Origin of the sequence: uncultured Bradyrhizobium sp. (assembly GCF_936943645.1) — a bacterium.
Lineage (GTDB): Bacteria > Pseudomonadota > Alphaproteobacteria > Rhizobiales > Xanthobacteraceae > Bradyrhizobium.
Genome location: NZ_CAKZJO010000055.1, coordinates 1 through 13,996 on the forward strand (window position 1 = coordinate 1; position 13,996 = coordinate 13,996).

The 13,996-nt window shown below is 65.1% G+C and carries 13 protein-coding genes; 5 read left to right on the plus strand and 8 right to left on the minus strand.

Translation table 11 applies throughout. From position 1 onward, the window contains the following. Positions 1–1,320: OmpA family protein (locus tag Q0743_RS14320; RefSeq protein ID WP_298242183.1), on the plus strand; the 1,320-nt coding region annotated here is incomplete at its 5' end. 190 nt (positions 1,321–1,510) lie between these two features. Here the strand turns inward: Q0743_RS14320 and argG are convergent. The 6 genes from argG to Q0743_RS14350 form a co-directional block, all read right to left on the minus strand. Then, complete coding sequence (argG, locus tag Q0743_RS14325) at positions 1,511–2,848, minus strand: argininosuccinate synthase (RefSeq protein WP_097660592.1); 1,338 nt, start codon at positions 2,846–2,848, stop codon at positions 1,511–1,513. Between the two features lie 92 nt (positions 2,849–2,940). Next, entirely contained in the window at positions 2,941–3,717 is a 777-nt protein-coding gene (locus Q0743_RS14330; RefSeq protein WP_298242184.1) for a phosphatase PAP2 family protein, read from the minus strand. A 292-nt stretch (positions 3,718–4,009) separates the two neighbouring features. Continuing rightward, positions 4,010–4,507 carry a hypothetical protein gene (locus Q0743_RS14335; protein WP_298242185.1) on the minus strand — a complete coding sequence of 166 codons (498 nt, stop codon included), beginning with the start codon at positions 4,505–4,507 and terminating at the stop codon, positions 4,010–4,012. Positions 4,508–4,641: 134 nt separating this feature from the next. After that, positions 4,642–5,844 (minus strand): 23S rRNA (adenine(2503)-C(2))-methyltransferase RlmN, encoded by a 1,203-nt coding sequence (gene rlmN, locus Q0743_RS14340; RefSeq protein WP_298242186.1) that lies wholly within the window; start codon positions 5,842–5,844, stop codon positions 4,642–4,644. A gap of 210 nt (positions 5,845–6,054) precedes the next feature. After that, entirely contained in the window at positions 6,055–6,693 is a 639-nt protein-coding gene (locus Q0743_RS14345) for an invasion associated locus B family protein (protein ID WP_298242187.1), read from the minus strand. A gap of 113 nt (positions 6,694–6,806) precedes the next feature. Further along, complete coding sequence (locus tag Q0743_RS14350) at positions 6,807–7,646, minus strand: SDR family oxidoreductase (protein WP_298242188.1); 840 nt, start codon at positions 7,644–7,646, stop codon at positions 6,807–6,809. A 216-nt stretch (positions 7,647–7,862) separates the two neighbouring features. On the opposite strand from Q0743_RS14350, the gene Q0743_RS14355 reads away from it, so the two are divergent. The 3 genes from Q0743_RS14355 to Q0743_RS14365 all read left to right on the plus strand — a co-directional run bounded on the left by Q0743_RS14355 (position 7,863) and on the right by Q0743_RS14365 (position 11,316). Beyond that, positions 7,863–8,837: an NADPH:quinone oxidoreductase family protein gene (locus Q0743_RS14355; protein ID WP_298242189.1), complete on the plus strand. Its 975-nt coding sequence runs from the start codon at positions 7,863–7,865 to the stop codon at positions 8,835–8,837. Between the two features lie 457 nt (positions 8,838–9,294). Continuing rightward, positions 9,295–10,137, plus strand: a complete 843-nt coding sequence (locus Q0743_RS14360; protein WP_298242190.1) for a hypothetical protein — start codon at positions 9,295–9,297, stop codon at positions 10,135–10,137. Positions 10,138–10,155: 18 nt separating this feature from the next. Continuing rightward, positions 10,156–11,316, plus strand: coding sequence for a TAXI family TRAP transporter solute-binding subunit (locus Q0743_RS14365; RefSeq protein WP_298242191.1), 1,161 nt, complete (start codon positions 10,156–10,158; stop codon positions 11,314–11,316). A gap of 170 nt (positions 11,317–11,486) precedes the next feature. Here Q0743_RS14365 and Q0743_RS14370 read toward each other — a convergent pair whose 3' ends face one another. Next, the gene (locus tag Q0743_RS14370) at positions 11,487–11,873 is read right to left on the minus strand and encodes a YkvA family protein (protein WP_298242192.1); all 387 of its coding nucleotides are present in this window, start codon (positions 11,871–11,873) and stop codon (positions 11,487–11,489) included. Between the two features lie 111 nt (positions 11,874–11,984). Beyond that, positions 11,985–12,275, minus strand: coding sequence for a 4a-hydroxytetrahydrobiopterin dehydratase (locus tag Q0743_RS14375; RefSeq protein WP_298242193.1), 291 nt, complete (start codon positions 12,273–12,275; stop codon positions 11,985–11,987). A gap of 152 nt (positions 12,276–12,427) precedes the next feature. On the opposite strand from Q0743_RS14375, the gene Q0743_RS14380 reads away from it, so the two are divergent. Further along, the gene (locus Q0743_RS14380) at positions 12,428–13,873 is read left to right on the plus strand and encodes a TAXI family TRAP transporter solute-binding subunit (RefSeq protein ID WP_298242194.1); all 1,446 of its coding nucleotides are present in this window, start codon (positions 12,428–12,430) and stop codon (positions 13,871–13,873) included. The last annotated feature ends 123 nt before the right edge of the window (positions 13,874–13,996 follow it).

Sequence of the window (13,996 nt, forward strand, 5' to 3'; positions counted from 1 at the left end):
GGCGGCACGCCGACACCGCCACCCGGACGTCCGGGTTCGGCAGCGCCGGCACCCGGCGCGGCCCCGACTGCGACACCGACCCCTGGTCAACAAGGTGGCACGCCTCCCGCCGGAGCGCCCGCAGCCGGTACCCCGGCCGGGTCTCCGCAAGCCGGCACTTTGCCCCGGCCGCCGGCGCCTCCCCCTGGCGCCGCAGCTCCGACAGTCGTTCCGGGCACGCCGGCCGCAGCGCCGCCGCCCGACAGGGCCGTGTACAAGCCGCCGACGGTTGCACCGGCGTTCCGGGCCGCGCCGACGGTTGCCGCCCCCTTGCCGCCCGCGCCGCGTCCGCCACAGCGTGACCTGACTCCGCTCGCGATCGGTGCAGGCGTCGTGGCCGGCGCCGTGATCGGCGCGACCATCGCCGACCTTCACAACCAGCGTCGGGAGACCATCGAAGGCGGGCGCACCGTCTACACCGAGCCGGACCGCATCATCATCCGCGATCCCGGCGGGCAGGCCTATGTCCGTGGCAACGATCTCTATCGCTTCCGCTACGGCGCACGCGACATCCGCACCGACACCGTCGGCGGAGAAACCCGCACGGTCGTGATCCGTCCCGACGGCAGTGAGATCATCACCGTCGTCGGTCCCGATGGCCGGTTGATGCGACGCATCCGCAGGGATCCCCGCGGACGCGAGATCATCATCATCGACAACACCTATCGCGATCCGCGCGCGGTCGGCGGCTTCTATGTCGACGTGCCGCCGCCGGTCGTGAACATCCCCTATGATCGCTACATCGTCGACGCCCAGGAAGCGTCGCCGGACGTGATCTACCAGACCATGGTGGCGCCGCCGGTGCAGCGGATCGATCGGCGTTACTCGCTCGACGAGATCCGCTACAGCCCGAATGTTCGCATGCAGATGCCGAGCATCGACGTCAACACGATCGTCTTCGAAACGGGATCGTGGACCATTCCGCCGGACCAGGCGGCCCGGCTGCAGGTCATTGCCGACGGCCTCAACCAGGCGATCCAGCGCAACCCGCGCGAGGTTTTCCTGATCGAGGGACACACCGACGCGGTCGGCAACGAGGTCGACAATCTCTCATTGTCGGACCGCCGTGCGCAGGCTGCGGCCGAATTGCTGACGCAGCAGTTCGGTGTGCCCGCCGAGAACCTGACGTCGCAGGGCTATGGCGAGCAATACCTGAAGGAGCAGACGCAAGGGCCGAGCGTGATCAACCGGCGCGTCACGATCCGCAACATCACGCCGCTGCTCAACGGCGGCCAGGCCTCGCTGCCGCCGCCCCCGCCCGGCACCGCGCCGCCGCGCTGAGGCACACACAAATGCAAAATGGCCGGGAGCGATCCCGGCCATTTTTTATGATGTTCTCGTGCCCCGGGCGCAGCGCAAAGCGCTGCAGAGCCGGGGCCCAGAAGCCAAAGCGAACCTGCGGATGGATTCTGGGTCCCGGCTCAGCGCCGCAACGCTTGTGCGTTGCAGCTTGTCCGGGACACGAGACGTCTCACCCCTTGTCGCTCTCGAGCCGGAAGATCTGCGAGCCTTCGCTGCCCGAGAGCAGGCCGGTCTTGGAATAGAGGCCGAGCTTCGTGCGGGTATCGGCGATGTCGAGATTGCGCATGGTGAGCTGGCCGATGCGATCGGCCGGCGTGAAGGCGGCGTCCTCGACCTTCTCCATGCTGAGCCTTTCCGGCGCATAGGTGAGGTTGGGGCTCTCGGTGTTGAGGATCGAATAATCGTTGCCGCGGCGCAGCTCCAGCGCGACCTCGCCGGTGACGGCGCGCGCGACCCAGCGCTGCGCGGTCTCGCGCAGCATCAAGGCCTGCGAGTCGAACCAGCGGCCCTGATAGAGCAAACGGCCGAGGCGCATGCCGCTGATGCGGTACTGCTCGATGGTGTCCTCGTTGTGGATGCCGGTGACGAGGCGCTCATAGGCGATGTGCAGCAGCGCCATGCCGGGTGCCTCGTAGATGCCGCGGCTCTTGGCCTCGATGATGCGGTTCTCGATCTGGTCGCTCATGCCGAGGCCGTGACGGCCGCCGATGGCATTGGCTTCGAGAAACAGCGCGACGGGGTCAGAGAAGGTCTGGCCGTTCAACGCGGTCGGCTGGCCCTCCTCGAAGCGCACCACGACCTTCTCCGCCTTGACGGCGCAGTCGTCGCGCCAGAACGGCACGCCCATGATCGGGTTGACGATCTTGATGCCGCTGTCGAGGCTTTCGAGATCCTTGGCTTCATGTGTGGCGCCGAGCAGATTGCTGTCGGTCGAATACGCCTTCTCGGCGCTCATCTTGTAGGCAAAACCCTGCGCGGTCATGAACGCCGACATCTCGGCGCGGCCGCCGAGCTCGTCGATGAACTGCTGGTCGAGCCAGGGCTTGTAGATCTTCAGGCCGGGATTGGTGAGCAGGCCGTAGCGGTAGAAGCGCTCGATGTCGTTGCCCTTGAAGGTCGAGCCGTCGCCCCAGATATTGACGCCGTCTTCCTTCATTGCCGCGACCAGCATCGTGCCGGTGACCGCGCGCCCGAGCGGCGTGGTGTTGAAATAGGTGATGCCGCCGGTCGAGATGTGGAAGGCGCCGGACTGAATCGCGGCGATGCCTTCATGAACGAGCTGCGTGCGGCAATCGACCAGGCGCGCCTTCTCGGCACCGAACTCCATCGCCTTGCGCGGGATCTCGTTGTAGTCGGCCTCGTCGGGCTGGCCGAGATTGGCGGTGTAGGCGTAGCAGCGTGCGCCTTTCTGCTTCATCCAGAGCAGCGCCGCAGAGGTGTCGAGGCCGCCCGAAAAAGCGATGCCGACTTTCTCACCCTTGGGCAGGCTCTTCAGGATCGTGGTCATGGCGCGTCCAATCGGTCTCAAGTGGCTGATGTTGTTTGTGGCTCGGGGCGGCGAATATCAAATTTCGCACGCCTCGGCACGCATTTAATGGCTCAAACCGAGGGCTGGGGGCCGGTCTTGCGGCCGAACAGGCGCTGGCGGAGCCGGTAAGCGGGCATGTTCAGCCGGGTCAGGGCGGCATCGACCGCCTCGTCGGAAAACCGCGTCCGCGGCCAGCGGTAAATCAGCGCGTAGGCGAACCAGATCACGACGAAGGTGACGAGGCCGGCAATCGACACGTCGGTAAAGAAGTGCCCGCCAAAGGCCATGCGCAGCCCGCTGGTGACGGCGCCGAACACCACTGCTGCAGCATAGGCGAGCGGTCGCCACGCCGGCGGCGCCAGCGCGGCCGGCGCCATGGTCCAGAACGCGGTCGCGCCTTCGCCCGAGAAGAACGAGCAGTTGCGCGCGCAACCGCCGCGGGGATCCCACCACGGCACGAATTGCTGGTCGCCGGCGAACTCGGTCACCACCACCGGACGCGGTCGGCCCCAATAGGTCTTGAAGGTGAGGTTGGTCAGGATGCCGGCCGACAGGATGATGGTGCCGAGCAGGAACACGATCGCGCGTCCCGACACCATCAAGGGACGATCGGGCCTGATCATCTTGACCACGAGCGCCACGAGCGACGGTAGCACGAAAGCCCAGGCGACCCACATCGCGGCATCGCGCGCGAAACCGGCCCAGTCGTTCAGCTTGAGCGGAAAGGTCTTCGTCTCGGGGTCGAAGAACAGCGACGCGAGCTTGAGATCGAGCTCGGGATAGAGGCCGAAAACGAGGCCGATCACGAGCCACAGCGCCAGGCCGATGAAAAGTCCGGTACGGTTCATGGCGCGCGGTTTAGCGGAGTGAGGCGGGGATGAAAACCCTGGATTCCGTCGCCGCACGCGAGCGTGAATCGGTCGAAATGCGATGCCTCAACGGTGTCGTCCCGGACAAGCGAAGCGCTGATCCGGGACCCATAACCCCAGGGAGGAGTTTGGCGCTCGTGGTTACGAGTTCGCCCAAAACTATTCCCTGGGGTTATGGGTCCCCGCGCCCCGTGCGCAATTGCGCACTAGGCGGGGACGACAGCGAATATGTGGTGCACGGCTCCGCATCACTCGCAAACCGGCCCGTAAACTAGCGCTCATCCGGCCGCGAATTCGCGGGCAGTGGCGGCGGCGGCTCGCGTGGCGGGGGCGGCGGTTCGCGCCAGGCGCCGGCGTTGCGGCCGGCGATCAGCCAATAGACGATGCCGGCGACAATGCCGGCCCCCGTCATGATTTCCAGGTGACGCCGCACGATGCCTTCGAACTGCAAGGTGTCGGAGTGGAAGGGAACGAGGCCGAGATAGCAGGCGAGCCCGACGATGCCGCCGCCGACCGCGTAAGCGAGCGCGCTGCGGATGTAGAGCGCCTCGGTGATCGCGACGATCACCGCCGCCGGCACCAGCGCGAAGCCCGAGACGAAGATGAAGCCGAAGCCGAGCAGGATGTCGATCGCGCCCTGATCGACAGGGCCTGCGCCGAGATCGGCGAACTCCGGAAACAGGAGCGCGACGACCACGATCATGCCGCCGACGAAACAGGCGGCGAGGAAGCCGATGAAGATGACGATGAGGCGACCGATCAGGGACATGGTACAAAAGCCAACCCAGTCGTCATTGCGAGCGTAGCGAAGCAATCCAGAAATGCGTCCGCGGAGACAGTCTGGATTGCTTCGTCGCTACGCTCCTCGCAATGACGAGGATGCGAGAGCGCTGCCATGACAAGCTAATCCGTCATCGCCATGGCGCGCAGCGCCTGGCGCTCGCGTGCGCTGAGCTTCTCCGTCTCCGACTTGAGCTGGCCGCAAGCGGCGAGGATGTCGCGGCCGCGCGGGGTGCGCACCGGCGAGGAATAGCCGGCGTTGAAGATGTATTCGGAGAATTTTTCGATCTGGTCCCAGTCCGAGCACTCATAGGCGGTGCCGGGCCAGGGATTGAACGGGATCAGGTTGATCTTGGCGTGAATGCCCTTGAGCAACTTCACCAGCAGTTTTGCATCGTCGAGCGAATCGTTGACACCCTTGAGCATCACATATTCGAAGGTGATGCGGCGCGCGTTGGAGGCGCCGGGATAATCGCGGCAGGCCTGCAGCAGCTCCTTGATCGGATATTTGCGGTTGAGCGGCACCAGCTCGTTGCGCAATTCGTCGCGCACCGCGTGCAGCGAGATCGCGAGCATGACGCCGATCTCCTCGCCGGCACGCACGATGTTCGGCACCACGCCCGAGGTCGACAGCGTGATTCGGCGGCGGGAGATGCCAATGCCTTCGTTGTCGCCGACGATCAGCAGCGCATCGCGCACCGCGTCGAAATTGTAGAGCGGCTCGCCCATGCCCATCATCACGATGTTGGTGACGCGGCGCGTGCCGTCCTCGCGATCGGCCCAGTCGTTGAGGCGATCGCGCGCGACCATGATCTGTCCCACGATCTCACCGGCGGTGAGGTTGCGCACCAGCCGCTGCGTGCCGGTGTGGCAGAACGAGCAGTTCAACGTGCAGCCCACCTGCGAGGAGACGCAAAGCGTGCCGCGATCGGTCTCGGGGATATAGACGCACTCGACTTCATGCGCCTTCTGAACATTGTCACCGCTCGGCAGGCGCAGCAGCCATTTGCGGGTGCCGTCGTTGGAGATCTGCTCGGCGACGACTTCGGGCCGGTCGACGGTGAAGTGCTGCGCGAGCTCGGCGCGAATGCCCTTCGAGATCGAGGTCATGTCCTCGAAGCTCTGGGCGCCGCGGAAGTAGAGCCAGTGCCAGAGCTGCTGCACGCGCATCTTGCGCTGCGCCGGCGCGACGCCGATCTCACCGAGGCGGTCGGCCAGCTCGGTGCGCGACAGGCCGATCAGCGACGGCCTTGCCGGCGGCACGTAAGTTTCGAGCGGAGTCTTCTCCACTGGGATTGCGTCGTGCGGCTCGGTCGTCGGTTGCATTGGTTGCCTGAGGTTGCTGCTGTCTCGTCATGCCCGGGCTTGTCCCGGGTATCCACGTTCTTGTCCGCCTGCGGTTAACACGTGGATGGCCGGGACATCCGGTGCGAAGACGCGCTTCGCGCTTTAGCCCAGCCATGACGACTGAAATTGTGGAACCGGCCCTATATAGCAACCAGCCCCGCCGATTGCGACCGTGGCTATTACTTAGCCTTACCGCCGGCAATCCTGGGCGATCTTGTCGAGCGCCTGGGCGAGGCCCTTCAGCGAGAAGGTGTCGGTCGTCTCCGTGCCCTTGGCCGAGACGCCCTTGACCACGAGATCGGCGGATTTGCGCATGGCTTCGACCATCCGCTCTTCCTCGGCCGCATTCTTGATCCAGAGGCCGTCGCCCTGGGTGTACATCGCAAAGGCAGCGCCGCCGACCTCGACCGAGGATTCCGAGCCCGGCTTCAGCGCATAGCCGATCATCACCGAGACTTCGTTGTTCACTTTCTCGGCCGGCCGGGTCGAGACGAAGGCATAGGCGGGATCGCGCGGGCGGTTCGGCGGGTTGGTCTTCGACGAGGAGGGCTTGGCCAGCGCAAAACAGACCTTCTTGCCGTTGGGCGTCGCCGAATAGGCGCCCCAGGTGCCGAATTGGCCGATCAGGGTCGGCTCCGCGCCGCCCGCAACTGCCGCGGGCGGGGCCACCGGTTTGCTCTCCGGCTTCGCAGCCGATTTTGCACTCGTATGGGCCGCCGGTTTTGCCGCCGCCTTCGGCGCCGGTTGTGCCGTCTGCGCCTGCGCAGAATCAGCGACTCCCCCGGCCACAACGCCAGTCATCAAGGCTAAAATCAGCACCCGCCACATGCTGGAGTGGTTCCCTCAATATTGTGACTGGAAGATGGCCCGGCTGCGCTTTGTCCCCGTGGCAGGGATAGCCGGGAAAGTCCAATTTGGGAAGGCAGTTAGCGGGATAGCGATCAGCCCCTGGATCGCACGGCGCGTTGCTCCGACCATTGCGCCTCGGTCCAGCCCAAAAGGTCCTCGGCGCCGGAACTGCGCAGGTGTGCGCCACCGTCGATAACGACCATCTCGCCGTTGATATACGCAGCACGGTCCGAGACCAGGAAGCTGGCGAGGTCGGCAAGCTCGCCGTGCTCTCCGGTCCGGCCCAGCGGGTTGCGCGCGGTCCAGCCTTCGTCGCGGCCTTCCGGGCGGAGCTGTCCCGTCGCGCCCGCGGTCGGGAACGGACCGGGCGCAATGGCGACGGTGCGAATGCCTTTCGGTCCCCATTCCACCGCGAGGCTCCTGGTCATCGCCAGCAGCGCCGACTTCGCCATCGCCGACGGCACCGTGAAGGCGCGGCCGGTGATGGTCGAGGTCGAGAGGATCGAGAGCACGACGCCGCCATGCCTGCCGTCGATCCAGCGCTTGCCGGCAGCGAGCGTGCAATACATCGCCCCATGCAGCGTCGGCGCGAGGATCGCGTCGGCCGCGCGGAACGACAGATGCTCGCTCTGCGCGATGAAGGTCGCGGCTGCGTTGTTGACGAGGATATCGAGCGGCGCCTCGCGCCAGATTTCATCCATCATGGCCTCGACGGCAGCGCCATCGCGAATATCGCAGGCGATGGTCGAGACCTTGCCGCCGCCCTGCGCGCGCATCTCCGCAGCCGTCGTCTCCAGCCGATCCAGCTTGCGGCCGCAGATCACGAGCTCGGCGCCAAGCGCGAGGAAACGGCGCCCCATCGCGGCGCCAAGGCCCGAGCCGCCACCGGTGACGAGGATGCGCTTGTGCTTGAGCAGGCCCGTTTCAAACATCGTTTGAATCCTTTCTCCGCGGATTTCGTCATTGCGAGCGCAGCGAAGCAATCCAGAGTCCGTCCGGCGGAAATAGTCTGGATTGCTTCGCTGCGCTCGCAATGACGAGGATAGGCTGGCGCGTCGGTTTGGCAAAGAATCCGGATTGTCGCCCGTGCCCAAATCCGGCAGAAACGGCCAAACTATAATTCCACTCGAAACGCTTCAGGTGCCGCCATGAAAGCCATCCTCTGCTCGCAATATTGCCAGCCCGACGATCTCGTGCTCGCCGACGTGCCGGATCCGGTGGCGGGTCCCGGCGAAGCCGTGATCGCGATCAAGGCGGCGGCGCTGAATTTCTTCGACATCCTGATGATCCAGGGCAAGTACCAGATCAAGCCGCCGTTCCCGTTCTCGCCGGCCGCGGAAGTCGCCGGCGTGATCGAGAGCATCGGCCCCGGCGTCACCGACCTCAAGGTCGGCGACCGCGTCGTCGCCTCCTGCGGCCATAACGGCGCGCGCGAGAAGATCGCGCTGCCGGCGGTGTCGATCGTGAAGATCCCCGACAATCTCGACTACGACCGCGCGGCCGGCATCATCATCATCTACGGCACCGCGCTGCATGCGCTGGAGGATCGCGCCAGCCCGAAGCCGGGCGAGACGCTCGCAGTGCTGGGCGCGGCCGGCGGCACGGGCCTGGCTGCCTGCGAGCTTGGCAAGCTGATGGGGTTGAAGGTCATCGCTTGCGCCTCGTCGGACGAGAAGCTGGAGTTCGCGAAGGCTCACGGCGCCGAGCTGACGCTGAACTACGCCAAGGAAGATCTGAAGGAAGGCCTGCGCAAGCTCACCGGCGGCAAGGGCGTCGACATCATCTTCGATCCCGTGGGCGGTGCCTATGCCGAGCAGGCGCTGCGCTCGATCGCCTGGGAAGGCCGCTTCCTCGTCATCGGCTTTGCTGCCGGCGACATTCCGAAGATGCCGCTGAACCTCGCGCTCTTGAAGGGCTGCGATATCCGCGGCGTGTTCTGGGGCGCATGGACCCGGCAGAATCCGGAGAAGAACCGCGCCAATCTCGAGAAGCTCGTGAAATGGACCGCGGAAGGAAAGATTTCATCGCATGTCGATCGCACCTTCCCGCTGGCCCAGACCGCGGACGCATTGAAGGTGCTGGCGGGACGGCAAGCCATGGGCAAGGTGATTTTGCATCCGTGAGGATGTAACGGCGAACGGTGTCGCGACGTCATCGCCACATATTCAACTGTCATCGCCCGGCCAGTGCGCAATTGCGCACGAGGACCGGGCGATCCAGCATTCCAGAGACGTCAGTGATTTAGCCGAGAAGCCGCGGCGTACTGGATGCCCCGGTCAAGCCGGGGCATGACTGCGGAGGACGAGACGGGCAGCTTGGCAAACTCCCGCTCCTCGCGCGACGTCGCGCCCCGCCAACGCGGTCAACTCCTCCTCAACCGTCGTCGCCGAAATTGCGGTGCATTCCGCGTCGTCGCCCCAATCAAACCCAAATATCTCCAGATTCGCGCAAACCGCCGTCGCTTTTTGGGCTGAATCGGACGGCGATTTACCGGTTCCAGTTTGCGGGGCGCTTCTGGACAACAATAAAAAGACTGAACCCGGGAATGCCCCTGCGTAGTCAGTAATGGGGAGCATCACCATGGAGACGACGGCATACCGTCCGTCCGGGGAGTCGCGGGCGTTCGACTCCGATCGATCAGCATCACTTCAGTCCACCACGTCCTACATCCGTGCGCGCGCTGCGCGGGCCGAGCCTTCGGACGATCCAATGCCTCTGTTCCTGTCCGATCCGCTGGGGGCACCGGATCCAAGGGAATATGTGCCGCGCGAGCTGCGTGCCAGATCCGGGATCGTCCCGCGCCTGCTGGCGACGGGGCTGGCGATCTCGGGCGCTGCGATTCTCGCGGCGCTGTTTCAATCCGACCTGCGCAATCTCGTCGCCGGCGGCTCGTCGGGCACGCCTGCCGGGCAAGCCACGGCGCCGAGCAACGCGCCAGCGGCACGGCAGGTCCCGCTCAAGGATCCGGCCCGCGTGACCAACACGATGCTGGCGAGCGCCGACAAGCAGGAGCTTCCGGTGCCGTCAACGCCAAGCCGCGAAGCGATCGCGACCGCCTATCAGGTGGCGCTGCAAGCCCAATCCCAACCTCAAGCGCAAGCGCCCGTCGCAGCGGCGCCCGCGCCGCCCGAACCCGTCAGAACCCTCGACGCCGACACCTTGGCAGGGCTGATGACGCGCGCCAGAAACCTGATGAGTGTCGGCGACCTCGCCGCAGCGCGCCTGCTGCTCGAGCGGGCGGCCAATGCGAAAGACGCGACGGCTGCGCTTCTGCTGGCGCAGACCTACGATCCCGCAGTGCTCGGCACCAGCGACGCACGCAGCGTCATTGCCGACGGGGCGGTTGCTCGTGACTGGTACCAGCGCGCCGCAAGCCTCGGATCGGCGGAGGCGCAACGGCGCCTCGGCCAGCTCTCGAACTAGAACTCGTCAGGGGACATCATGCGTAACGCTTTGAGAATGGCGCTTGCCGCCATCATGACCATCTTTGCCTTCACTGCACGCGCCGAGCAGACCGAATACGATCCAGCCAAGGTCTCGGACAGCCTGAAGGCGATCTTCCAGTTCGGCTCGACATCGACCAAGCAGGCGCTGAACGCCAACACCGTCACGCTGATCACAGGCACGATCGGCGGCACCTATGTGCAGTTCGGCGCCGACCTCGCCTCCGTGCTCGACGACGGCAACAAGATCCGCGTGCTGCCGATCGTCGGTCGCGGCTCGGTGCAGAGCGTCGCCGATATCCTGTTCCTGCAAGGCGTCGATCTCGGCATCGTGCGCGCCGACACGCTCGATTATCTCGAGCGCAAGGGCTTTGCCAAGGATATCAAGCGGCAGTTCACCTATGTGACGAAACTCTATAACGAGGAGATGCAGGTGATTGCGCCGAAATCGGTGGCAACGCTGAAGGATCTCGAAGGCAAGACCGTCAGCGTGGACCTGCCGAACGGCGGCACCTTCGTCACCGCCCTCACCGTGTTCGAACGCCTCGGCATCAAGGCGAAGTTCGTCTATGTCGAGCAGCGCATCGCGATGGAGAAGCTCAAGGCCGGCGAGATCGACGCCGTCATCGTGGTCGGCGGCAAGCCGTACAAATCGGTCTCGACCTTCGGCAATGACGGCCGCTTCCACCTCGCGCGCGTCGATTATGCCAAGCCGCTGCAGAGCGACTATCTGCCGGCGACGCTGACGGCAAAGGACTATCCGAACCTGATCAAGGAGGGCGAGAGCGTGGACACGATCGCGGTGCCGGCGGTGCTCGCGGCCTATAGTTGGACACCCAACACCGAACGCTACCGCAAGCTCGCGCTGTTCGTGGACGCGTTCTTCACCAAATTCCCGACGCTTCAGAATCCGCCCTTCCATCCCAAGTGGAAAGAGGTCTCGCTCGCGGCACCGCTGTCCGGCTGGAACAGGTTGCCGGTGGCGCAGCAATGGCTCGACAAGCACGGCGTGGAGCCGGTGACGCGCCAACGCTTCGAAGCCTTCCTGAAGCAGAACCCTGCGGCGGCAAAAGTGTCCGACACCGACAAGGAGACGCTGTTCAGGCAATTCCAGGCCTGGGACGCGGAGAAGGCGCGGGCGCAGGCGGAAAGAAAGTAAAGCCCCATCGACTCACTCGCTGTCATCGCCCGCCTTGTGCGCAATTGCGCATGGGGGCGGGCGATCCAGTACTCCGTGACGACAATAATTGAACCGAGAAGCCGCGGCGTGCTGGATGCCCCGGTCAAGCCGGGGCATGACGGCGGAATGTGTGGTTGGATCCGCGTTGGCTATGCTGCTTCCGCCTCGCCCTCATCCACCCCACGCTTCAGCGCAGCCCGGGCGGCTTCGCGGTGCTCCGTCGTGATGTGGCCGGAGACCATGCGGATCGCGGTGGCGAGCACCGCGGCGTCGTCGGCGAAGCCGAGCACCGGCATCACGTCGGCGACGAAGTCGAACGGCAGGATGAAATAGGCGATCGCGCCAAGCAGCGCAGCCTGAACGTGGCGCGGCGTCTGCCGGTCGAACGCGCAGTAATAAGCGGCCAGCAGGTCTTCGGCGAACGGCAGATGGCCGGCGACGCGCTTCAGCTTGCGCCAGAAGCGGCGGCGCACGCTCTCGCGATCTTCCGCGAGCCGATCGGCCGGCTCGAAACCGACGCTGTGTTCGGCAGCCATGTTCGACAAACTCCCCGTTCAACCCCAAGACGCCTCAGGTCGGCGGATCGCCGCATCCCGGCTGATCACAAGATGGGGATGTGGCCGATCCCTGCAAGACGTCGGCCGGTCTCAGCCTGCGATCGCGTTCATCGTCTTGGCCAGCGCCACATCGAGCGCCGTGACCCCGCCGGCGTCGTGGGTCGACAGCACCACCTCCACCGTCTTGTAGACATTGCGCCATTCGGGGTGGTGATCCATCTTTTCGGCGACCAGCGCAACGCGGCTCATGAAGCCGAACGCCTCGTTGAAATCCTTGAAGATAAAGGTTTTCCCGATGGCATCCCGGCCCTGAACCTCGCTCCAACCCGCCAGTCCGCCGAGCGCCTGCCCGCGCGCCTCCGCTGAGAGCCGTTCTGTCATGGTCCTCTCCGTCCTTCAGGGGAACTTTACCCTAACACCGTGCATATGGCCCGGGTTCATACGGGATTTCCGTCATCCGCTAACCATGACGGAGATGTAACCCCGCCGGACAAGAAATTTGCTACAATTACGGCGGTAAATCGCCGGCCAAGATGAAACTGAGCCTGAAGCGCCTGTTTGGGAGATCGATGACCGGGGGATTGGACCTGGCCGAAGCGCCCCCTCCGCCTTCGCCGCGATCCGCGGCGCGGAAGACGGCGTTGGTGTCGCTTGCATTCGTGCTCGCGGTCGTCGGCGCCCTCGCCGGCGGCTATTACTTCGCGATGCGTCCGGTGACGCTGAAGATCGCGGTGGGTCCCGCCAATAGCGATGACGTCAAGGTGGTGCAGGCGCTGACGCAGGCCTTCACGCAAAGCAAGGGCCAGGTGCGGCTGCGGCCGATCCAGACTGACGGCGCCACCGCCAGCGCAAATGCGCTGGCGGAGGGCAAGGTCGATCTCGCCATCGTGCGCGGCGATCTTGATGTGCCCAAGAACGCGCAGGCGGTTGCGACCCTGCGCAAGAACGTCGTGGTGCTGTGGTCGGTCCCGGGCAAGGGCAAGAAGCGAGGCTCGAAGATCACCAAGATCTCGCAGCTCGCCGGCCATCGCGTCGGCGTGGTCGGCCGCACCCAGGCCAACGTCAATCTGCTCAAGGTCATCCTGCAGCAATACGGCGTCGATCCCGCCAAGGTCGAGATCGTGCAATTCCCGGCCAACGAAGTTGCCGAGGCGATCAAGGGCCAGAAGGCCGACGTCTATCTCGCGGCCGGCCCCGTCAACAGCAAGATCACGTCGGATGCGATTGCAGCCTCCACCAAGGATTTCGGCGCCCCCAGCTTCATCGCGATCGATTCGGCGGATGCGATTGCGCAGAACCATCCGATCTACGAAGCGTCCGAGATTCCGGCCGGCACCTATGGCGGCTCGCCTGCGCGCCCCGAGGACGAGGTCAAGACCATCAGCTTCTCGCACCACATCGTGGCGCGCAAAGGCGTGTCCGAAACCACCATCGCGGCGTTCACGCGCCAGCTGTTCGCCGTGCGCCAGCAATTGGTGACGGAATTCCCGCTTGCGGCAAAGATCGAGACGCCTGACACCGACAAGGATGCGGTGATCCCGGTGCATCCCGGCGCCGCCGCCTTCGTCGACGGCGAGGAAAAGACCTTCCTCGACAAATACAGCGATTACATCTGGTGGGGCCTGATGGCGCTCTCCGCCATGGGCTCGATCGGCGCCTGGTTTGCGGGCTACCTGAAGAAGGACGAGCGCGACAACAACAGCCATCTGCGCGAGCGGCTGCTCGACATGATCGCCGCCGCGCGCAAGAGCGAGACGACGGAAGAGCTCGACCAGATGCAGGCCGAGGCCGACGAGATCCTGCGCGATACGCTGCGCTGCTTCGATCACGGCGCGATCGAGGAGGGCTCGCTGACGGCCTTCAACATCGCGCTGGATCAGTTCCACGCCGCCGTCGCCGACCGCAAGGCGGTGCTGTTCAGCCTGCCGCAAAACCTGCAACGCGCAACCGCGCAGTTCAGGGCCGCGGGCAACGCGTAGGCGCAGGCGCACGTAATCGCTGCGTCACATTGGCTCACTATAGCTTCCTCCGTCATTCCCAGGCGATGCCGAAGCATCGAACCCGGAATCCATCGCACCGCATTCGCGAGGAGACATGGGTTC